20 protein-coding genes are annotated in these 20,893 nt (G+C 61.4%); 15 read left to right on the top strand and 5 right to left on the bottom strand.

The window, feature by feature from the left end:
* The first annotated feature begins 130 nt into the window (after window positions 1-130).
* The 5 genes from ACROHD_RS14565 to ACROHD_RS14585 all read left to right on the top strand — a co-directional run bounded on the left by ACROHD_RS14565 (window position 131) and on the right by ACROHD_RS14585 (window position 4,164).
* Window positions 131-709, top strand: a complete 579-nt coding sequence (locus ACROHD_RS14565; RefSeq protein WP_432678878.1) for a helix-turn-helix domain-containing protein — start codon at window positions 131-133, stop codon at window positions 707-709.
* A 12-nt stretch (window positions 710-721) separates the two neighbouring features.
* A complete protein-coding gene (locus tag ACROHD_RS14570) occupies window positions 722-1,813 on the top strand; it encodes a CaiB/BaiF CoA transferase family protein (RefSeq protein ID WP_432678879.1) in 1,092 nt (363 codons plus the stop codon).
* A 16-nt stretch (window positions 1,814-1,829) separates the two neighbouring features.
* Window positions 1,830-2,570: an enoyl-CoA hydratase/isomerase family protein gene (locus tag ACROHD_RS14575; RefSeq protein ID WP_432678880.1), complete on the top strand. Its 741-nt coding sequence runs from the start codon at window positions 1,830-1,832 to the stop codon at window positions 2,568-2,570.
* Between the two features lie 61 nt (window positions 2,571-2,631).
* Window positions 2,632-3,636, top strand: a complete 1,005-nt coding sequence (locus ACROHD_RS14580; RefSeq protein WP_432678881.1) for an AraC family transcriptional regulator — start codon at window positions 2,632-2,634, stop codon at window positions 3,634-3,636.
* Window positions 3,637-3,735: 99 nt separating this feature from the next.
* Complete coding sequence (locus ACROHD_RS14585; RefSeq protein ID WP_432678882.1) at window positions 3,736-4,164, top strand: DUF4345 domain-containing protein; 429 nt, start codon at window positions 3,736-3,738, stop codon at window positions 4,162-4,164.
* On the opposite strand, the gene ACROHD_RS14590 is transcribed toward ACROHD_RS14585, so the two are convergent.
* The 3 genes from ACROHD_RS14590 to ACROHD_RS14600 are packed head-to-tail and all read right to left on the bottom strand — an operon-like array spanning window position 4,114 to window position 8,441.
* Window positions 4,114-5,340 carry an efflux RND transporter periplasmic adaptor subunit gene (locus ACROHD_RS14590; protein ID WP_432678883.1) on the bottom strand — a complete coding sequence of 409 codons (1,227 nt, stop codon included), beginning with the start codon at window positions 5,338-5,340 and terminating at the stop codon, window positions 4,114-4,116. The genes ACROHD_RS14585 and ACROHD_RS14590 overlap by 51 nt on opposite strands.
* A gap of 6 nt (window positions 5,341-5,346) precedes the next feature.
* Window positions 5,347-7,713 (bottom strand): ABC transporter permease, encoded by a 2,367-nt coding sequence (locus ACROHD_RS14595; protein WP_432678885.1) that lies wholly within the window; start codon window positions 7,711-7,713, stop codon window positions 5,347-5,349.
* Complete coding sequence (locus ACROHD_RS14600) at window positions 7,707-8,441, bottom strand: ABC transporter ATP-binding protein (RefSeq protein WP_432678886.1); 735 nt, start codon at window positions 8,439-8,441, stop codon at window positions 7,707-7,709. Before ACROHD_RS14600 ends, ACROHD_RS14595 begins: the two co-directional genes overlap by 7 nt.
* 142 nt (window positions 8,442-8,583) lie before the next feature.
* Here ACROHD_RS14600 and ACROHD_RS14605 point away from each other — a divergent pair, with 142 nt between their 5' ends.
* The 10 genes from ACROHD_RS14605 to ACROHD_RS14650 all read left to right on the top strand — a co-directional run bounded on the left by ACROHD_RS14605 (window position 8,584) and on the right by ACROHD_RS14650 (window position 19,260).
* Window positions 8,584-9,249: a Crp/Fnr family transcriptional regulator gene (locus tag ACROHD_RS14605; protein WP_432678887.1), complete on the top strand. Its 666-nt coding sequence runs from the start codon at window positions 8,584-8,586 to the stop codon at window positions 9,247-9,249.
* A 30-nt stretch (window positions 9,250-9,279) separates the two neighbouring features.
* Window positions 9,280-9,654, top strand: a complete 375-nt coding sequence (locus ACROHD_RS14610; protein ID WP_432678889.1) for a Hint domain-containing protein — start codon at window positions 9,280-9,282, stop codon at window positions 9,652-9,654.
* 237 nt (window positions 9,655-9,891) lie between these two features.
* On the top strand, window positions 9,892-10,839 hold the full coding sequence (locus tag ACROHD_RS14615) for a Hint domain-containing protein (RefSeq protein ID WP_432678890.1): 948 nt from the start codon (window positions 9,892-9,894) through the stop codon (window positions 10,837-10,839).
* Window positions 10,840-11,014: 175 nt separating this feature from the next.
* A complete protein-coding gene (locus ACROHD_RS14620) occupies window positions 11,015-12,601 on the top strand; it encodes a Hint domain-containing protein (RefSeq protein WP_432678891.1) in 1,587 nt (528 codons plus the stop codon).
* 216 nt (window positions 12,602-12,817) lie between these two features.
* Window positions 12,818-13,729 (top strand): Hint domain-containing protein, encoded by a 912-nt coding sequence (locus tag ACROHD_RS14625; RefSeq protein ID WP_432678893.1) that lies wholly within the window; start codon window positions 12,818-12,820, stop codon window positions 13,727-13,729.
* A 191-nt stretch (window positions 13,730-13,920) separates the two neighbouring features.
* Window positions 13,921-14,352 carry a YeeE/YedE family protein gene (locus tag ACROHD_RS14630; RefSeq protein ID WP_432678894.1) on the top strand — a complete coding sequence of 144 codons (432 nt, stop codon included), beginning with the start codon at window positions 13,921-13,923 and terminating at the stop codon, window positions 14,350-14,352.
* Window positions 14,353-14,356: 4 nt separating this feature from the next.
* Window positions 14,357-14,794, top strand: coding sequence for a DUF6691 family protein (locus ACROHD_RS14635; RefSeq protein ID WP_432678896.1), 438 nt, complete (start codon window positions 14,357-14,359; stop codon window positions 14,792-14,794).
* Between the two features lie 34 nt (window positions 14,795-14,828).
* On the top strand, window positions 14,829-15,713 hold the full coding sequence (locus tag ACROHD_RS14640) for an MBL fold metallo-hydrolase (RefSeq protein ID WP_432678897.1): 885 nt from the start codon (window positions 14,829-14,831) through the stop codon (window positions 15,711-15,713).
* A gap of 26 nt (window positions 15,714-15,739) precedes the next feature.
* Complete coding sequence (locus ACROHD_RS14645; protein WP_432678898.1) at window positions 15,740-17,413, top strand: bifunctional protein tyrosine phosphatase family protein/NAD(P)/FAD-dependent oxidoreductase; 1,674 nt, start codon at window positions 15,740-15,742, stop codon at window positions 17,411-17,413.
* Window positions 17,414-17,520: 107 nt separating this feature from the next.
* Window positions 17,521-19,260, top strand: a complete 1,740-nt coding sequence (locus ACROHD_RS14650; RefSeq protein WP_432678899.1) for a SulP family inorganic anion transporter — start codon at window positions 17,521-17,523, stop codon at window positions 19,258-19,260.
* On the opposite strand, the gene ACROHD_RS14655 is transcribed toward ACROHD_RS14650, so the two are convergent.
* Both ACROHD_RS14655 and ACROHD_RS14660 read right to left on the bottom strand, forming a co-directional pair.
* Entirely contained in the window at window positions 19,261-19,704 is a 444-nt protein-coding gene (locus tag ACROHD_RS14655; protein ID WP_432678900.1) for an Rrf2 family transcriptional regulator, read from the bottom strand.
* Window positions 19,705-19,898: 194 nt separating this feature from the next.
* The gene (locus ACROHD_RS14660; protein WP_432678901.1) at window positions 19,899-20,558 is read right to left on the bottom strand and encodes an NUDIX hydrolase; all 660 of its coding nucleotides are present in this window, start codon (window positions 20,556-20,558) and stop codon (window positions 19,899-19,901) included.
* Between the last annotated feature and the right edge of the window lie 335 nt (window positions 20,559-20,893).

The raw sequence follows: 20,893 nt of genomic DNA on the forward strand, positions 1-20,893 counted from the left end.
GCATTGCTGCCTACGTCGACGAGTGGCGGGCCTTGGTGGATCAACCCGAGAACCCAAATTGGCGGCGCAACTGGCAATTCATACAATATGCCGCGGACGCAGGAGACGCGGGCGTTCTCGATCAAGTGCAGTGTCGGTCAATCCCGACACCGCCGCCGCACTGGCCACGATGCGCCGCAAACCGGCGCTGACGGATGCGCCCTTTGTCTGGACGCCAGAGGTGGCCACCGCGCGGGCCGCACATGTTGCGGCGCTTATGCGCTACGATCTGGCGATTGACCGCAGCGTCGATGCCGATGCCGAGCCTTTGTCGCCCGCCGACCGGAATGCCGAAGCCGCGCGCTCGCAACTGCTGCCGCTGGAGGAACGCTATGCAACCCGGCACAAGGTGGTGGTCACCGGGTTGGAGCTTATGCGTGCGAACCTGTTTCGGCCTGTTTCCGTTGCGGCATTGGCCTTGTCTCTAGGCTTGTCGCTGCGGCAGTTGGAGCGTCTCTTCGAGAAGGAATTGGGCGACACGCCCGCGCCGATCTATCGCGAAATGCGGCTGGAGGCGGCGCGCATCGAGGTGCGGCAGGGCCGCCGCCCGATGCAGGATATCGCCCATGATTTCGGTTTCACCTCGGGCAGTTTTTCCAAGACGTATCAGCGCCAGTTCGGGGTGACGCCCTCGACCGACCGGCGCGCGGCCATAGGCGGGGCGGTTTGAGCGCTTGACGCCATGCGCCGGCCCTTCATGCTGGCCGCGACAACGGAGGACGCGATGAGCGAGACGAAACGCGGCGGGCCGCTTGCGGGCCTGAAAGTGGTGGAGATGGTGGGGCTTGGTCCCGGTCCCTTCGCAGGGATGCTGCTGGCGGATATGGGGGCCGACGTGGTGGGCATCGACCGGCCCGGCGGTGTTTCGATCAACCTGCCGCATGACATTTGCCGACGCGGTAAGCGGTTCATTGAGGTGGATGTGAAAACCCGCGCCGGCCGCGCCACGGTGCTGGACGAGATCCTGACCGCCGATGTGCTGATCGAGGGCAACCGCCCCGGTGTCATGGAACGGCTTGGGCTGGGGCCAGAGGATTGCTGGCAGGTCAATCCGCGCCTGGTCTATGGCCGGATGACCGGGTGGGGGCAGGAGGGGCCGCTGGCGCAGGCGGCGGGGCATGATCTGAACTACATCGCGTTGGCGGGTGCGCTGCATCCAATGGGTGATCCCGGCGCGCCGCCCCCAGTGCCGATGAACCTTGTGGGCGACTGTGGCGGCGGGGCGATGTTCCTGGCCTTCGGGGTCATGGCGGCGGTTTATGAGGCGCAGCGGTCGGGCAAGGGGCAGGTCGTGGATGCGGCGATGGTCGATGGGGCCTCGCTGATGATGAGCATGTTTCATTCGCTGCGAGCCTCTGGCTGGTGGGTCGAGGAACGGGGGGCGAATTTCCTTGATGGCGGGGCGCATTTCTATGGCTGCTATGCCTGTTCGGATGGGCTGTTCGTATCTGTCGGCGCGATCGAAAAGCCCTTCATGCAAGTGCTGATCGACAAGGCGGGGCTGCCCGCCGATTGGCTCGACAAGCATATGGACCGTGCAAGCTGGCCCGCGCTGAAGGCAGAGCTGGCAGCGCTTTTCGCCACCCGCACGCAGGCAGAATGGTGCGAGCTGCTGGAAGGCTCGGATGCCTGTTTCGCGCCTGTCCTGCCGTTCTGGGAAGCGCCCGATCATCCCCATGCGCTGGCGCGAAAGGCGTTCATTCGGCGGGAAAATGTGATAGAACCCGCCCCTGCGCCGCGCTTTTCGCGGACGAAACCCGATTTGGCGAAATAGATATAAAGGAGATTTGATGACCAGAATTCTTTGCGAAACATTTGATACTTATGCCATTTTGACACTTAACAAGCCTGCGCGCCGAAATGTTCTGGGCACGCAGACCGCTTTGGACCTGCGGACCCATCTGGCCGCTTTGGCCGAGGATAACACTGTCCGCTCGGTGATTTTAACCGGGGCCGGGAAAGGCTTTTGCGCGGGCAGCGACCTCAGGGAACTGGCAGCGCTCGACCGTGACGGGCGCGTGGCGCATGAGGCGGCGACAGCCGCAGCAGTACGGGCGATTTCGGCCCATCCCGTTCCGGTGATTGCGGCGGTCGAGGGCCACGCGCTTGGCGGTGGCTTCGTTCTGGCCACGGCCTGCGATGTGGTGGTGACGGGACGCTCAGCCAGATGGGCGATGCCGGAAGTGCCCAAGGGGTTCTTCCCGCCCTGGGGCATGGCCCCCCTGTTGGCGCGGGTCGGGCCTGCGCGCGCGAAATTGATCGTGTTGGGCATCGAAGAGATGTCCGGCGAGGACGCCGTGAAGGCAGGGGTGGCTGACCATTTGACCTGGGATGAAAAGGCACTGGACTCCGCCAGGGGGGTGGCCACGCGCATTGCCATGCTGCCAGAACCTGCGGTGCGCGCGGTGAAGCGTTTCTTCGGGTCGCAATTTGCGGAACGGGCCGAGGCGCTGGATGCCGAGGCGAGTGGGCTCTTTGCGCAGGATTGCGACGGGCCGGCCGCGCGGCAGAGCTTCGCAAGGTTCAAATAGCGCGCAGCCGGGGGGCGCTTTTCCGTTCCGTTCCGGCGCCGGTTTCGGCTAAAACGCTGTCATGGGTGCTGTGACCTCTCTTTTCGTGCGCAAGGTGGTGAAGGCTGCCGGACAGGCGATTGATGCTGATGCGGTGCTGACCTCGGTCGGGTTGGACCCACAGGGCGATGCCGAGCTTGGGCAGATGATCTCTGACGCGGCCTATTACGACATGTTGGAACGGATCGCGGGCGACATGGGCGGCGGATGGGCCTTGCCGGTCCAGACCGGGGCCAGCATGAATTGCGACGACTATGGCGCATTCGGTCTGGCGTGGAAAACCGCGCCGACGCTTCGCGCCTCTTTCGCGCGGGCCGAACGCTATTGGCGGCTGCTAACCAGCGTCACCGAGTACGAGCTACGACAGGAAGCTGAAGGCGCGTGGTTCCTGCTGCACCGGGCGGGGTTGCGGCGACTGGGGCTTTGCATGTCGAATGAGGCATCGCTGGCCAGCGTCCTGTCGATCATTCGACAGGTTTGCCCGGTTCCGTTTACCCCGCTGGAAGTCCGGTTTCAGCATCCGGCACCGCAGGACGTGACGTCGCATGAAAGCTATTTCGGATGCACGATTGAATTCGAGTCCGATCGTGACGGGCTGCTGCTGCCCGCCGAGGCCCTGACCCGGCGCAACAAGATGGGCGACGAGGCGATCACCCGTTTTCTGCTGCCGCATCTGGATGCTGAACTGAAACGATTGCAGGCGGAGCGCACCCTTACCGACATGGTACATGACGCAGTTGCAGGGGCACTGAGCGAAGGGATTCCGAAGATGCCCGCCATCGCCCGCCGCCTGGGAATGAGCGAACGTACACTTCAAAGACGGCTGAGCGATGAGGGGCTGTCGTTTCAGGCTCTGGTGGATAGTGCACGTCGCGAGTTGGCCGAAGGCTTGCTGTTGCAGAGCGACTATTCACTGGCAGAGGTCGCCTTTCTGACCGGGTTTTCCGAACAAAGTGCGTTCACAAGGGCATTCAAACGCTGGTCGGATCAGACGCCCGCAGCCTATCGCGACGCGCAGCGTGCGTGACCGGATCGGTCAAAGGCTTGGCAGGCGGGGTCAAGCCGGGGCGGGGGGCTGCGTGGCAAGAGGGGGCACAGACTGATTGTCCCTGAAAGGAGCCCTGATATGACCCTGTCCAGATTTACTGACCTTGTGCTTGCGACCGCCGGCCTTACCGCCATTGCGATCTCGCTGGCCATTCTTGTCGCCCCGGCGGCGTTTTATGCAAGCTACGGCATTGTTCTTGGCTCTGACCCGAGCCTGCTGAATGAACTTTCCGCCCCGGCCCTGATGTTGCTTGCGGCGGGGGCGGTGATGCTGGCCGGTATCTTCCGCAAGGCACTGACCCGGCCTGCCCTGTGGCTGGCAGCGGGGCTTTATTCTGCCTATGCCCTGTCGCGCGGGGTGACTATGGCTTTGCACGGCCTTCCAAGTGACGGGCTGATCATGGCCGCAGGGATCGAGGCCGCCATCGGCGGGCTTGCCATTGCAGCCCTGCTTCGCTCAGTTCACCGCCCGTTGCGCCACGGAATGCCCCTCGCTGATCGCGGCTGACGGGTAGAGGATCACGGTTTCGCTCTCTGACAGGCCCGATACGACCTCTGCCTCGATGCCATTGTTATGGCCGATCTCAACCGGACGGGTGGTGGCTGTGCCGTTTTCCACAACGAAGACGGCCCATCCGCCAGCCGCCCGGAACAGCGCCGCAGAGGGCACGATAAGGGCGTCGGTGTCTTCCCAGACGACAATACGCAGTTCTACCCGGAAACCGTGGCCAAGCCCCTCGCGGTCCTCGCCCGGACCGGTGAAATCGACCAGCACATTGACCCGCTGTTCCTGCACCCCGAGCGCCGAATACTGCGTGGTGCCGAACGGGTCGATCCGGGTCACAACACCGGGCAGGGGCACTGGTTGTCCCCAGTTCTCGATGATCACCCGGTCGCCGGGGCTGACCTGAACGGCATCGGTAGACAGAAGCGCGACTGTCACCGCGAGATCACCTTCGATATTGCCGATTTCCATGATCGGCGTGCCTGCTCCTAGCGTCGTCTCGCTTTGCTGGATCACTTGCAGAATGGTGCCGTCTGCAGGGGCCATCAGCGGAATGGCGTGATCGTCATTGGCAATTGCCCCCCACAGCCCCTGATCGTCAAAGCTGATGAGCCGGGCCTGCGCGATATCGAGATCGGCCTCACGCATGGCAATCGCGGCCTCGGCCGTGTCGACGGTGGCATCTGCGGCGCGGGCAGCCCGTTGTGCGCGTTCCAGCGCCGCGGCACTGACGGTGCCGCTTTCGGCCAATTGCCGGGCGCGATCCAAATCGGCACGGGCAAGATCCTGATTGGCGAGGGCGGCATTGCGGTCGGCTTGGGATACGCGCAACGCGGCTTCGGCAGCGGCGACAGCAGCGCGGGCCTGTTCGCGGGACGAAATGTCCAGTGCGGCAGGATTCAGTGGCTCCATCACCGCGACCTGGGTTTCGCCGCGGATCACCGGATCGCCCGGTTCGACCTCGACCCGGAGCAGCCTCCCGGCCACGGGGGTCGAGACGACATAGGCATCGCGCACCTGGGTGCGGCCTTCCTCGTCGATGGTCTGCATCATCGGCCCTCGCGCCACGGTGCCAAGGTCCACCAGCGTTGGCTGCGGCCAGAAGGCGGCGGTCAGTGCTCCGGCGACGATCACAATCGCGCCAAGGGTGAGGGGCAGTCTGGAACGTCTGCGAGCCATTTGGAATTACTCCCTCGTTTTCAGGGCCAGGACAAGATCGGCCTTGTCGATCTGGCGTTTGACCATCCAGCCCGAGAACGCCGCCGAGGCCAGTACGGCAACAGCTGCGGACCCGATGGAGCGGGGGTCGGGATAGGCGGAGACCTGGTAGATGTCGTTGGAAAAGGCCTCGCTGACCGCCCAGGCCAGACCGAAGCCGAACCCGGTGCCAATGGGGATCGCGAGCAGCGTGACAACCACCAGTTCCCCAAGCAGAACAAAGCTGACCTCGGCGCGGGTGAACCCCACAACGCGAAGCGAAGCCAGATCGCGGGCGCGCTCGGCATAGGCGATGCGGGCGGCGTTATAGACCACGCCGAAGGTGATGACGCCCGCGATCATGGCCATAACATAGCGCACCGCACCGGCGCCGGTATCCATGATCTGCTGGAACGCTGCGCGGCTTTCGGATTTCAGGCTGACCCCGGCGATAGCGGGCATGTCGTTCAGTCGTTCATAGAGGTCTTGGGCGTGATCGGTATCAATCCGAAGATACGCGCCCGTCACCCGACCCGGTTCTCCGATGGCGCGGTTCATGGCGGTCAGCTCCATATAGGCGGGCGCGCCCATGCGGGTTTCTGCAATGCCGACAACGGGCAGGTCCAGCACCTCCTGGCGGCCCTGACGCATCTCGACGCTCAGCCGGTCGCCCGCTTCGATCTGCAGGATGCGGGCCAGCGCAGCGCCAAGGATGACCCCGTCTTGACGCATCGCGATTTCCCGGTCGTCGCTGTCGAGCGCCCGGAAAAGACGCGCATCCTCCACCAGCCCCGAAAGCGCGCCCTGATAGTCGTGAAGCCCGTTACGGAAGACCAAGGCGACATGGCGGATGGGCTCCACTTCGATCACGCCTTCCATCCGTTGCAGGGCAAATATTGCATCCGCGCTGAGGGCGTGGGTGAAGCTGACATTAAGATCGGACCGGTCCGCCACGGAAAACGTGTGCTCGATCGTGCCATCGAAACTGGCCATCAGAGAGATCATCGCAACCGATAAACCCATGCCGCAGGCAATGCCCACAATGCTGCCTGCCATACGGATGGGTTGTCGGGTTATCCGCCGCAGAACCATGCGAGAAGGTTGGTCTAGGAAGCGGTTGAAGGCCGCGCCAATGCGGCCGGTCCGCGAATAGTCAGCCGGGGCAGGGGGGCGCATGGCTGCGGCCGGGGTGAGGCGGAACACGCGGGCCAACACCATCAGCCCGCCAAGTGAGGCCACAAGCATCGACAGGCCGACGCCCCAGATCACGGCCGCAGGGTCGATGCGGAAGACGAGGAAGGGGAACTTGTAGAACTCCAAATAGATCTGAACCTGCAATCGGCCCGCCAGGATGCCAAGCAATGCACCGATGACCGCACCGCCGCCCGAGATCACCAGCACCATGCGCAGGTAGTGCAGCGCGACCTCTCGGTCGGTGTAGCCAAAGGCCTTCATCAGCCCGATCTCTTCGCGCTCGGACTGGATGATGCGGGTCATCACGATATAGAGCAGGAAGGCCGCGACCCCCAGGAAGATGGGCGGCACAGAGCGTGATGTTGCGCGCAGACCAGCGATTTCCTCGGTCACGAAACGATCCGACCCGTGGTCGGCCAGCCCGTAGGCCCCAAGCCCGCCGTAAGGATCAAGGACACGATCCACGGCGGCCAGAACCTCGGCCTCACGCGCAGTGCGGCCCAGGGTCAAAAGCGCCTCGTTGAACGCGCCTTCCATGTCATAAGCGGCGGCCAGGGCCGAGCGGCTCATCCAGATCACGCCGAAGCGGGCGTCGTCGGGGATGATCTCACCCGGTGCGGCGACATAGAGAAATTCGGGGCCTTGTGCGAGGCCCACGATGCGGAAATGCCGCCGCGCGCCGTTCATGGTGGCCGACAACCGGTCGCCTGGTTGCAGGTCATGGGCGCGGGCAAAGCTTTCCAGCAGCAGGATTTCATCCTCCTGCCTTGTGTCCAGATGACGGCCATCGACCAGCAGATAGCCATTGACCGGCGGCTCGCCCCGGTCCGGCACCGAAATGGCGCGGGCCTGTACCGGCAAGGCACGGGTTTCCACGTCAATCAGCGCGCTGCCCGTCACCCGGCCATAGGCGGCGGTGACGCCGGGGATATCCGCCAGTCGTTCAATCAGGTGGTTTGGCGCGCGGGCGGCAGGAGCAAAAACCTGCGCCATGCGGTAGCGGTCATAATAGGCGTCGCGGGTTTCCTGAAGCGAGGTCACAAGCCCCGTCTGCATCACCAGAAGCAGCACGCCGACCGCAATGACGGCGGCAATCGCGGCGGCCTGTCCCTTCATGTGCCACAGGTCGCGCCACAGCTTATGGGTCAGCGGGCCTACCAATGGATGTCCTTTGGGCTCAGCTTGGTCTCATTGAGGGTCACGTCACGGATCGCCCCATCGGCAAAGCTGATGACCCGGTCCGCCATCGCCCCGGTTGCCGCCGCGTGGGTGACGATCAGAACCGTGGTGCCCAGTTCCTCGTTCACATCGCGCAGGACGCGCAAGACCTCTCGTCCGGTGGTGGAATCGAGCGCGCCCGTGGGTTCGTCGCACAATAGGACCGTGGGGCGCTTGGCAACGGCCCGGGCAATTGCGACCCGTTGTTGTTCTCCGCCCGAAAGCTGCGCCGGGAAATGGGTCAGCCGTTCCTTCAGGCCCACAAGCGACAGCGCCTCGGCGGGGGTCATCGGATCGCGGGCGATCTCAGTCACCAGTTCGACGTTTTCCTCGGCGGTCAGAGACGGCATCAAGTTATAGAACTGAAAGACGAACCCCACATGGTTGCGGCGGTACTGGGTCAGTTGTCTGTCGGTCATCGCCGACAATTCATCCTGCCCGAAAAACGCCTGTCCCTCGCTGGCGCTGTCCAATCCGCCAAGGATATTCAGAAGCGTGGATTTGCCCGACCCCGACGGCCCAAGCAGCACCACGAATTCCCCCGCCGGAATCGTCAGATCCACGCCGCGGAGGGCATGTACGGCGGCCTCGCCCTCGCCATAGGTCTTGGTGAGGCCGCGGGTTTCAAAGGCCGCATGTCCGGCCTCTATCGTGCGTCTTGAGATGGGCATGATCCACCGTTATCTGAAAAGGCGTCGGCCCCGCTTTGACTATGATCAAGCCGGGGGCATTCGGCCAGCCCCTGCCGGAAAGGCTTGACCTCGGGATTAGGGCGCGCACATTTGGCAACGTCAATCACGGAAGGCCCAAGGCATGAGCGAAGACTGGATTTCCCGCTTTCAGGGGCTGTCGCGGTTGCCCGAGCGCATCCGGGGAATCCTGGAAACCCGCTCGACCGTGATCAAGATGCCCAAGGGCACGATCATTTTCGGCCCCGGCAATTCGCCGGAAAACCTGTTGTTCCTGCTGGATGGCACGGTGCGCGTTCAGCAACTGGCGGAAAACGGGCGCGAGATTGTGCTCTACCGCGTTCAGGCGGGCGAAAGCTGTGTCATGACCACGGCCTGCTTGCTGGCCTATGAGGATTACAGCGCTGAGGGCGTGGCCGAGACCGACATCAAGGCCGCCGCCATCCCGCGCGCCGTGTTCGACGATCTGATTTCCCAGTCGAAGGAATTTCGTACATTCGTCTTTTCCGCCTATTCCAAGCGGATCACCGACCTGTTCCACGTGATCGAAGACATCGCCTTTCAGCGCATGGATATCCGGCTGGCGCAGAAGCTGCTGGACCTGAAGCAGGGCGTCACCGTCAAGGCCACACATCAGCAACTGGCGGCAGAACTGGGCACCGCGCGCGAGGTGATCTCGCGCCAGCTGTCCGAATTCCAGCGCCGCGACTGGATCAAGCAGACGCGGGGGAATGTGGAGCTGCTGGACGAGGCGAGCATCGCCAGGCTGGCACAGTCCGAGGCGGCGTGACAGCGTTGAATACCTGATGCCGCCGGGTCTTTGGGCATTGGCCTGCCGCAGACCGATCTGACGGTGACGGCGGACCATGGAATGCTGGTCGATGGTGTGATCTGCCACGCAGGCGCGTTGGTGAACGGCACCACGATCACGCGGGTGCCTCTGGCTGAGATGGGGGAAACTTACACCGTCTATCACATCGAGACCGAGGACCACGAGATCATCCTCGCCAATGGCGCGCCCGCCGAGACCTTCATCGACAACGTCTCCCGCCGGGTCTTCGACAATTACGCCGAGTTTGAAGCGCTCTATGGTGACGTGCCGGAGATGGAGGAACTGCCCTATCCGAGAGCGATGAGCGCACGGCAGGTGCCGGGGCATGTGCGAAAGCGGCTTTCACACTTGATCGCAGCCTGATTACACGGCAACGTCTTCAGACGTCGGTATTTGTGGCCGGACAACAGGTTTGTCGGATAGCGTCGTAAAGCAATGGGCAGACCTTTGATGACGCATGTGGTGATCGATAGGTTTTCATGACTGACAATAAATAGCGTGCGCGGCATCAGAGTGAATTAATGACGCGAGCGCGCCGCAACACCTTGGGCAGGAACACTTTTTCGCGGTCTGGGCCAAATGCCATACGGAGACAGGTAGATGGGAACATATACGATTAATTCATGGTGCTACTACGCTGAAAGTACTGATATTGGAAGCGGGATTCAATTTTGGTCACGCCAAGCGCTGTCCGGCAACAATCCCGGATACTCGCCTGCCAGCTACACTGAATCCGCAGCGGTCGATAATAATCTGACACCCGGTGAGGTCGTGGTTCCCGACTATACCGCATCTGCGACTTATCTGGGAACCGTCACCTATAACGGTCGTGAATTCCTTGTGTTCCTGGATGATTTTGGCCGTTTGCTCGGGTCATCGGAAGCAGGTGTGGCCCATGCGGATTTTCCATCCGTGGTGGATTTTAATGGTAACTATACTGCCAGTGACTCTACGGACGATATCGGCTCAATCGTCACACTGATCTGCTTTCTCGCGGGCAGCAGAATTGCCTCAGCGAAGGGTCAGGTAGCGGTGGAAAGCCTGGATATCGGCGATGTGGTTCTAACCGCCGATGGTGGCGAGGTTGAGGTCAAATGGATCGGGCGACAGACCGTCTCCACCCGTTTCGGCCCTGCCGAGCGCCTGATGCCGGTGCGCTTTGCTGCTGGTTCGCTTGGCGATGGCCTACCCCATGCCGACCTGACCGTCACCGCCGATCATGGCATGTTGGTGGATGGTGTGATTTGCCACGCAGGGGCGCTGGTGAACGGCACCACGATCACCCGCGTTCCTCTGTCCGAGATGGGCGAAAGCTACACGGTCTATCACGTTGAGACCGAGGAACATGAGATCATCCTCGCAAACGGTGCCCCTGCCGAGACCTTCATCGACAATGTCTCCCGCCGGGTCTTCGACAATTGCGCCGAGTTTGAAGCGCTCTATGGTGATGTGCCGGAGATGGAGGAATTGCCCTATCCGCGTGCCATGTCAGCACGGCAGGTGCCTCCCCTCATCCAGGCACGGCTGGCGGGGACCACCGCGGCCTGACCTTGTGGGGGGTGCAATCTGCTCACCCGGTGCTTGCTGTGGCAGCCTTGCTATCAGGCCGCCACGGCTTGCCGCGAATTGTGGTGATCCGCACAACTTTAACTTGATTTGGGCGACGGTGTCGGGGCAGTTTTTTTGTCATTAGGCTTTTTGCTGATTGGTTGGGGGATTGGTTATGGCAATTTGGACAGTCACGTCGCTTGGCGATGTTACGGATGGCAGCGACGGGGTTCTGACGCTGCGCGAAGCGATCGCCTCGGCGGGGTCCGGCGATACCATCGTGTTTGAGGCGAGCCTGACGGGCGGCACCGTATCGCTGACCCAGGGCGTGATGACGATCTCTGATAGCATCACCATCACCGGGGATGTCGACAGCGATGGCGCGGCCGATATCACCATCGACGGCAATGCGGCGCAGATCTTCAATGTGCAGTCGGGCGGTGCTCTGTCCCTGAACGCGCTGACCGTCACGGATGGCGGCGGAAGCTATGGCGGCGCGATCAATGTTGACTCCGGCGGGGTTTTGGATGTGACCGCCTCCACCTTTACGGGCAATCATGCAGGGACTACTGGCGGCGCCATTCACAACAATGGCACCGCCACGATCACAAACAGCACCATTTCCGGGAATACCGCTATTAACGGAGGCGCGATCGACACCCAAGGCTCCATGACAATCGTCAATTCGACGATAGCGGGCAACACCGCATCCGGGACTGGCCTTTTAGGAGGGCGAGGCGGCGGAATATATGCGGCTGGAAACCCCAATCCGGATTTGACCATCATCAACAGCACGATCACGGGCAACACGACTGTTGATGGATTGTTTGATGATGATGGCGATGGCGGCGGCATCCGCCATAACAGCGCCGGGGGCACCGTCACGCTGATCAACACGATCGTCAGCGGAAACACGAGCACGGATGGCGCCAATCTGGGCGGGGTCAATGCAATCACCGATGGCGGCGGCAATGTCATCGACGCGGACCCGGCGCTGATCTTCGGGTCCTACGTGCTGGCCGACAATGGCGGCCCGGTGCAGACGATTGCGCTGATCAACAGCCTCACCAACCCCGCGCTGGACGTGGGCAGCGCGCAAACCGGGCTGACGGGGGGCGTGAACGGCACGACCTACACGGACATCGCGGGCGCAGGCAATGACGGCAGCAATTTCACCGATGCCGGTGCCTATGAGCTCTGCTTCGCTGCGGGCACCCTGATTGCAACCCCAGATGGTCAGAGCACGGTCGAGACACTGCGCATCGGCGACACGATCCTGACCGCGGAAGGGAACGCGGTGCCCGTGAAATGGATCGGCCAGCAACGCGTCATCACCCGCTTCCGCCCCGCCGAGCGGCTAGGGCTGGTCCGCTTTGCCGCCGGGTCTTTGGGCATTGGCCTGCCGCAGACGGATCTGACGGTGACGGCGGACCATGGGATGCTGATCGAGGGTGTCATCTGCCACGCAGGTGCCTTGGTGAATGGCACGACCATCACCCGCGTGCCTCTGGCCGAGATGGGGGACACTTACACCGTCTATCACATTGAGACCGAGGAACACGAAATCATCCTCGCCAATGGCGCGCCCGCCGAGACCTTCATTGACAATGTCAGCCGCCGGGTGTTCGACAATTTTGCGGAGTTTGAAGCGCTTTATGGCGACGTGCCGGAAATGGAGGAACTGCCCTATCCGCGCGCGATGAGCGCAAGGCAAGTGCCATTCTCGATCAGACCCTCACAGGACATCGAAAGGGTAGCATAGCGCCAAAGAGCGACCGCACGGAGAACCGCCCCCGCGACCCACAGCGAATCCACCCAAGAGCCAAACGTCTACGGAAACGCAGGTAACTACACCGTTGAGGATGCGTGGGCGCGGAAATTTCCACTAGCAGTCGCCGATTTAAGACCTTGAAATTGCGTGCTTTTTCGACAAAATGCGCGGAGTTTCAAAGCGCCGGTGGCGTTTCAGTGCGAACACATGGAAGGCATTTCGATGGCACAGGATTACTTCGTAAACTCTATCACGCTCTACAATGTTGCCACTGGTGTGCTGTCGAGCAGCAATGCAAGTCTGCCCGGGATCAATGATCAAATTGGCAGTTCCGACACGGATGACGGGTTCTGGAACAATGGTGATCTCCTTCTCGATACAGCGCTGACGGAGTATCGTGGTTACTATGAAGCAAACGGGCATATTTTCCTCGTTTTCGAGGTGCCATTCAACGGTGCCATGCAGATCCGGTCCCCCACGGCACCAGCGAATGACCCCGGTTATCCTGCGACCGTTTCGGGTATCCCGACGCTGACGACCACCGCCTTTGCCACCTGCTTTGCCGAGGGAACCAGGATCACAACCCCCGAAGGTCAGTGCTCGGTTGAAACTCTGAGCATTGGAGATGCTCTGGTAACAGCGGACGGTGGCATCGTTTCGGTCAAGTGGATCGGGCGACAGACCGTCTCCACCCGTTTCGGCCCCGCCGAGCGGCTGATGCCAGTGCGCTTTGCTGCCGGGTCCTTGGGCGATGGATTGCCCCATGCCGACCTGACGGTCACGGCGGATCACGGGATGCTGGTTGATGGCGTCATCTGCCATGCGGGCGCGCTCGTGAATGGCGAGAGCATCACCCGCGTGCCTTTGGCCGAGATGGGCGAGACCTACCCGGTCTACCATATCGAAACCGAGGAACATGAGATCATCCTCGCCAATGGTGCCCCCGCCGAGACTTTCATCGACAACGTCTCCCGCCGCGTCTTTGACAACTTCGCGGAATTTGAAGCGCTCTATGGGGACGTGCCGGAGATGGAAGAGCTGCCTTATCCGCGAGCGATGTCGGCAAGGCAGGTGCCAGCGCGGATCGTGGCCCAACTGAACCTCGCCCTCGCGTCTTAATCCCAGCTCCATTTCTCCTTTTTTCCTTGCTGCTTTGCTTTGGTGACTTCGTCACTGAAGCAGGGCAATCTGTGCTGTAGACAGAGTACAAGCTTCAAACGTGAAGTGCATAGGAAACAGCCAAAAAGGCCAGCAATACAAGGGGTGTTTGCGCGATTCTCCCCTCGCAGGCCTGAAGGAGACAGGACGACATGGAAACCGAATTCACACCTTTGGCCAGCACCATCGGCGGGGTTCTCATCGGCACCGCCTCGGTGCTTTTGATGCTGACCCTTGGCCGCATCATGGGCGCAACCGGCATTCTGGCGGGCTTTTTCAGCCCCGCGTCCCGAGAGGATTTCTACTGGCGCGCGGCCATTCTGGCCGGGATGGTTACAGGGCCACTGGTTTATCTGGCGCTGATGGGCGAGATGCCCGCGGTCCAGGTGCCGGTGTCGACACCCATGCTGATCATTGGCGGCTTCATCGTCGGTATCGGCGTGACCTACGGATCGGGCTGCACCTCTGGCCACGGGGTATGCGGTCTGGCGCGGCTGTCGCCGCGTTCGCTGTCGGCCGTCGCCACCTTCATGCTGTTTACCGGCATCACCGTTTTCATCATCCGTCACGTGATCGGAGCCTGATCCCATGCGTATTGTCATTGCATATCTCATCGGCATCGTCTTCGGGCTCGGCATCTCGATCTCTGGCATGGCGAACCCCGCCAAGGTCATCAACTTCTTCGATGTGGCGGGCACCTGGGACCCGAGCCTGATGTTCGTGATGGGCGGCGCAGTCGTCGTCACCTTCCTGGGCTATCGCTTCGTGCTGAAACGGCCCATGCCGCTTTTCGACCGGCAGTTCCTGCTGCCGGGATCCAATGTCATCGATCTCAAATTGCTCGGCGGGTCTGCCGTCTTCGGCATCGGCTGGGGCATCGCGGGCTTTTGCCCCGGTGGTGCGCTGCCGGCGCTCGGCACCGGCCGGATCGAGGTCGTTCTCTTCACCGTTGCCCTTGTCGCGGGGATATTCGCGGCGCGGGCCCTTATGCACTTCCGCCGACCGACGGCGCCCACGCAGGCCTGAGGTCTGCTGAACCGACCACCTGGAGGATATACTCATGTCTAACTACCCCGTGAAAATGGACGTCAAACCCGAGGTCGAGGCCTTCTTTGACCCCGCCACCAACACGATCAGCTACATCGTGAAGGATCCGACATCGAACAGCTGTGCGATTGTCGACTCCGTCATGGATATCGACTACGCCGCCGGGCGCATCACCTACGACCACGCCGACGAGCTGATCGCCTATGTGGAGAAGAACGGGCTGAAGCTGGAGTGGATCATCGAGACCCATGTCCATGCCGACCACCTGTCTGCCGCGCCCTATATTCAGCAGAAGCTGGGGGGCAAGATCGGTGTGGGCGACAAGATCATGGTCGTGCAGGATACGTTCGGCAAGATCTTCAACGAAGGCACCGAGTTCCAGCGCGATGGCAGCCAGTTCGACAAGCTGTTCGTCGAGGGTGACACCTATATGATCGGCAATATGCAGGCTTTCGCCATGTACACCCCCGGCCACACCCCGGCCTGTATGGTGCATGTCATGGGCAACGCGGCCTTTGTGGGCGATACGCTGTTCATGCCCGATGGCGGGTCTGCGCGGGCTGATTTCCCCGGCGGTGATGCTGGCACCCTCTATGACTCGATCCAGATGGTGCTGGCGCTGCCCGACGATATGCGCCTGTTCATGTGCCACGATTACGGCCCCAATGGCCGCGACATCCAGTGGGAAACCACCGTGGCTGAAGAAAAGGCGCACAACATCCATGTGGGCGGCGGCAAGACGAAGGAAGAATTCGTCAAATTCCGCACCGAGCGCGATGCGCAGCTTGACATGCCCAAGCTGATTATCCCCTCTCTGCAGGTGAATATGCGTGCGGGTGAGGTGCCGACCGACAAGGACGGCAATCCGATGCTCAAGGTGCCGGTCAACGCGCTGTAAGCCGCGCGGTCAGGAAGGACAGACCTATGGAAATCAAAACCATCAATGCCTCGATCTCGGTCAGCCCGCAGGTCACGGCGGAAGAAATGCGCCGCGTTGCGGATCAGGGCTTCCGCTCGGTGATCTGCAACCGACCGGATGGCGAGGGCGCCGACCAGCCCAACCATGACGAGATCGAAGCGGCGGCCAAGGCCGCGGGTCTCGAATTCCGCTACCTGCCCGTGGTGTCGGGCCAGGTAACGGACGAGGACGCCGAGGCGTTCGGCAAGGCGATGGAGGAACTGCCGAGGCCCGTCTTTGCCTACTGCCGGACCGGCACGCGCTGCGCGACACTCTGGTCGCTCAGCCAGGCTGATACACTTCCGATGGCCGATATCATGGCCTCGACCAAGGCGGCGGGCTACGACATGGCGGGCGTCGTGCGGCGCATCGTCAATGGCGGCAAGACCCCAACGGATCGGGCTGATGCAAGCTATGACGTGGTGATCGTGGGTGGCGGCGCAGCCGGAATCTCGACCGCGTCCTCGCTGAAGAGCCGCAAGCCGGATCTGGAAATCGCGATCATCGATCCCGCTGACATCCACTATTACCAGCCCGGTTGGACCATGGTGGGTGGCGGTATCTTTGACGCGGCCGACACTGCCAAGACCATGGGCAGCCTGATCCCAAAGGGCGTCCACTGGATCAAGTCCGCCGTCGCGGCGTTCGAGCCCAAGGACAATGTTGTCATCCTCGATGGCTGCCGCGTGGTTGGCTACAAGCGGCTTGTGGTCTGTCCCGGCATCAAGCTCGACTGGCACAAGGTCGAGGGATTGGTGGATACGCTCGGCAAGAACGGTGTGACCTCGAACTACCGCTATGACCTTGCACCCTATACATGGGAGCTTGTGAAGGGTCTGAAAGAGGGCCGTGCGATGTTCACGCAGCCGCCAATGCCGATCAAATGCGCAGGTGCCCCGCAAAAGGCGCTGTATCTGTCCGGGGATCACTGGTTCCGCAATGGCACCCTCAAGGATATCGACATTCAGTTCATGAATGCCGGCGGGGTGCTCTTTGGCGTCAAGGACTACGTTCCGGCGCTGGAGAAATACATTGAGAAATACAATGCCGACCTGAACTTCTTCCACAATCTCGTGTCGGTGGATGGTGCGGCCAAGAAAGCCACGTTCAAGGTTGCCAAGCCTGATACCGATCCGACCGAGGTGACGGTGGAGTTTGACATGATGCATGTCTGCCCGCCGCAGACCGCGCCAGATTTCATCCGCGTCTCGCCCCTGGCCGATGCGGCGGGGTGGGTCGACGTGGATCAGGCCACCCTGCGCCACAAGACCTATGACAATATCTGGTCGCTCGGTGACGTGATGAACGCCCCCAATGCCAAGACGGCAGCGGCGGCGAGGATGCAGGCCCCCATCGTGGCTCAGAACCTTGCTGATGACATCGACGGGCGATCGCCCACCTCGCTATACAATGGCTACGGGTCCTGCCCGCTGACCGTGGAACGGGGCAAGATCGTGCTGGCGGAATTCGGCTATGGCGGCACTTTGCTGCCCTCCTTCCCGAAATGGCTGATCGACGGCACCAAGCCCTCGAGCCTGTCTTGGTTCCTGAAGGAAAAACTGCTGCCACCCGTTTACTGGAAGGCCATGTTGCGTGGCCGTGAATGGATGGTGAAACCCGAGAAGGTCAGCGCCAGCTGATCCTCCCGATATCTTGACCCTCACGCCCAAAAACGGGCGCGGGGGCCTTTAGGACCCGCTGGGCTGCGTTCCAGGCGGATCTGCTGACTATTTCCGAAAGGTGCGCAATGTTCGCCCGTTATCTGCCCATTCTCGACTGGGGCCGACGCTATAACAAACAGGCCCTGTCGAATGACGTGATCGCCGCCGTGATCGTCACGATCATGCTGATTCCGCAATCGCTGGCCTATGCTTTGCTTGCGGGCTTACCGCCTGAGATGGGGCTCTATGCCTCGATTGCGCCAATCATCCTATACGCCATCTTTGGCACCTCTCGGGCGTTGGCTGTCGGCCCGGTTGCGGTGGTGTCGCTGATGTCGGCGGCGGCCATCGGCCAGATCGCCGAGGCAGGGACGGCGGGCTATGTCATCGCCGCGCTGACACTGGCGGGGCTCTCTGGCGCAATTCTGCTGGCCATGGGGGTTTTCCGGCTTGGCTTTCTGGCGAATTTCCTGTCGCACCCGGTGATTGCCGGCTTCATCACCGCCTCGGGCGTGATCATTGCAGCCAGCCAGCTAAAGCACATTCTGGGTGTGCAGGCGGGGGGGCATAACCTGTTGGAGCTGGTGGAATCGCTATGGCATCACCTGCCGGAGAGGAACCTTTACACGCTGGTCATCGGCGTGACGGCCACGGCGTTTCTGTTCTGGGTGCGCAAGGGGTTGAAGCCTGCGTTGCGTAAACTGGGCATGTCCCCGACGCTTGCCGATGTGGCCGCGAAGGCTGGTCCGGTGGCCGCTGTCGTGGTGACGACGGCTGTTGTCTGGATCTTTGATCTGAACGGGCAGGGGGTGTCGATCGTGGGAGAGGTGCCGCAAAGCCTGCCGCCGCTGACCATGCCATCGTTCGATCTGGACCTGATCCGCGCCCTTGCCGTGCCAGCGCTGCTGATCTCTGTCATCGGTTTCGTGGAGTCGATCTCGGTCGCGCAGACGCTGGCCGCCAAGAAACGCCAGCGCATCGACCCGGACCAGGAACTGATCGGGCTAGGTGCCGCCAATATCGGCGCGGCCTTCACCGGTGGTTTCCCGGTCACTGGCGGCTTTTCGCGTTCGGTCGTGAACTATGATGCCGGGGCCGAAACGCCCGCCGCGGGGGCCTATACTGCCGTGGGTCTTGCCATTGCCGCCCTTGCCCTGACGCCGCTTATCTTCTTCCTGCCCAAGGCGACGCTTGCGGCCACGATCATCGTGGCAGTGCTGTCGCTTGTCGATTTCTCGATCCTGAAAAAGACATGGGCCTATTCGAAGGCCGATTTCTTCGCCGTTGCCGCAACGATCCTGCTGACCCTGGCCGCTGGCGTTGAAGTCGGTGTGTCGGCAGGGGTGCTGCTGTCCATCGCGCTGTATCTCTATAAAACCTCGCGGCCGCATATCGCCGAGGTCGGGCTGATGCAGGACGGGTCCGAACATTTCCGCAATATCAAGCGATACGAGGTGCTGACCAATCCGGCCATGGTAACTTTGCGCGTGGATGAAAGCCTCTACTTCGCCAATGCGCGGTATCTGGAGGATTACATTCTTGATCGGGTCGTCGGTGCGCAGGGGGTCAAGCATGTCGTGCTGATGTTCTCTGCCGTGAACGAGGTGGACATGTCAGCGCTGGAATCGCTCGAAGCCATCAATCACCGGCTGGCATCCATGGGCATCGCGCTGCATCTGTCAGAGGTGAAAGGTCCGGTTATGGACCGCCTGAAACGCGCGCATTTCCTGCAAGAGCTGACCGGCAAGGTTTTCCTGTCTCAATACGCGGCGATGATGGAACTGGGACCGGTGGTGGGAAAAGATACCCTTTTGAAGGCCGACTGATCAACACACGGGGTCGAGTGACAGAAGCCGTTCGAGCCCCGCATTGTTACAGGTCAGGTCGTTCAGAGAGACCTCGTCAAGCGTGGCATAGAATGCCTCCAGCGCCGCATCGAGCGAGTTGCGCAATTTGCAGACTGGCGCGATCGGGCAGTGGTTGTCGCGGGCGGAAAAACATTCGGCGAAGGGCGTGTTTGCCTCAAAGGTGCGAAAGACACGCCCGACACTGATGTCCTCTGGCGGCAGGCGCAGGCGGATGCCGCCGCTGCGACCGCGGATCGTCTCGATGAACCCGGTCTGTGCCAGTTGGTTGATAACCACACCCAAATGCGCCTCGGATGCGCCGGTGGCCGTCGCGATCTCGGCCTTGCGGACGATCTTGCCTGGGTTCACCGCGCAGGTCATCAGCGCGCGCATGGCAATATTGGTTCTGACGGTCAGGCGCATCTGCAATAGTCCTTTTGCTGCACGGACCATAGGCAGAACGGCGAAACGCACCTTGATCCAGATCAGAGTGCGCGAATCCCTGAGCTGATAAACATATGGCTAAGAGTCGTATTTGATACGGATCGGCGTCGGGCATCTCTCTCCCGGCCCTGACGCCTCTTTCGGCCCCGGCGCAGCGCGCGGGGGCCATTTTTTCAGAAATCGACCGAATAAAGCGCCGCGGGACGGTGGCGACCGCCAGATGTCTTTTCCTTCAGGTCGACGAGATCCCAGTTCGCCGCAATCCACTTGCGGAAATTGCGCTTGTCCAAAGGTTCGCCTTTGAGCGTCTCGAACACGGCCTGCGCTTGCGCCAGGGTAAATTTCTGCGGCAGAAACTGGAAGGCGGATTTTGCGGTTTCAGTCACGCGGTTGGTAACCTTGTCCGCCAGACGCGCGCGGGCATCGGCAAGGATTTTGTCGTGGTCAAAGGCCAGCGACGGAAGGTCATCCATGTCGAACCACTGGGCATCGGCAGCATCGGTGGCGGCAGCCAGCACCATTTGATCAGACGGAACAAGCGCCATGAAGGCCACGGTGATAACCCGCTCGCGCGGGTCACGGTCGGGCGCGCCATAGGCACCGAGCTGTTCCAGCGGCACGCCTGCGACGCCGGTTTCTTCCTCCAGCTCGCGAGCGGCGCCGACGACAAGGTCTTCATCCATCTTGATGAAGCCGCCGGGGATGGCCCAACTGTCTTTGAAGGGCTCAATCAGACGCTGGATTAGCAGCACCTTCAGCGTCCCTTCGCGGATAGAGAAAATGCAAATGTCCGCGGTGACTGCGGGATGCGGATATTCGTAGGTATAACTCATGCCTGCCACAACGCCGGTACGTAGCCGGCCCTTTCAAATGACGTCCCGTCCGGGGGCTGAATGGATGGTGTAAAGCTCACACACTGTCTGCGTCCCGTCAAGCAAATTGGCCGGCCCCCTGGGACAAAAGGGGCCGGCCGGACGATCCAGTTCATGGGGACAGGGATAGGACGGATCGTCTAGGGGATGAGAAAAGGAAGAGAGAGAAAAAGGTCTTGGTAGAAGGTCTTAATCTGGTCTTTCGTATGGTAAGTATTTGGTGTGAAGTCCTTGTGTCAGTTCGTATTGTCTTTATGACACTTACATTATGTGTTGTAAATACACTTATTTGATTT

Source organism: Nioella aestuarii, assembly GCF_050896395.1.
Classification (GTDB): domain Bacteria; phylum Pseudomonadota; class Alphaproteobacteria; order Rhodobacterales; family Rhodobacteraceae; genus Nioella; species Nioella aestuarii.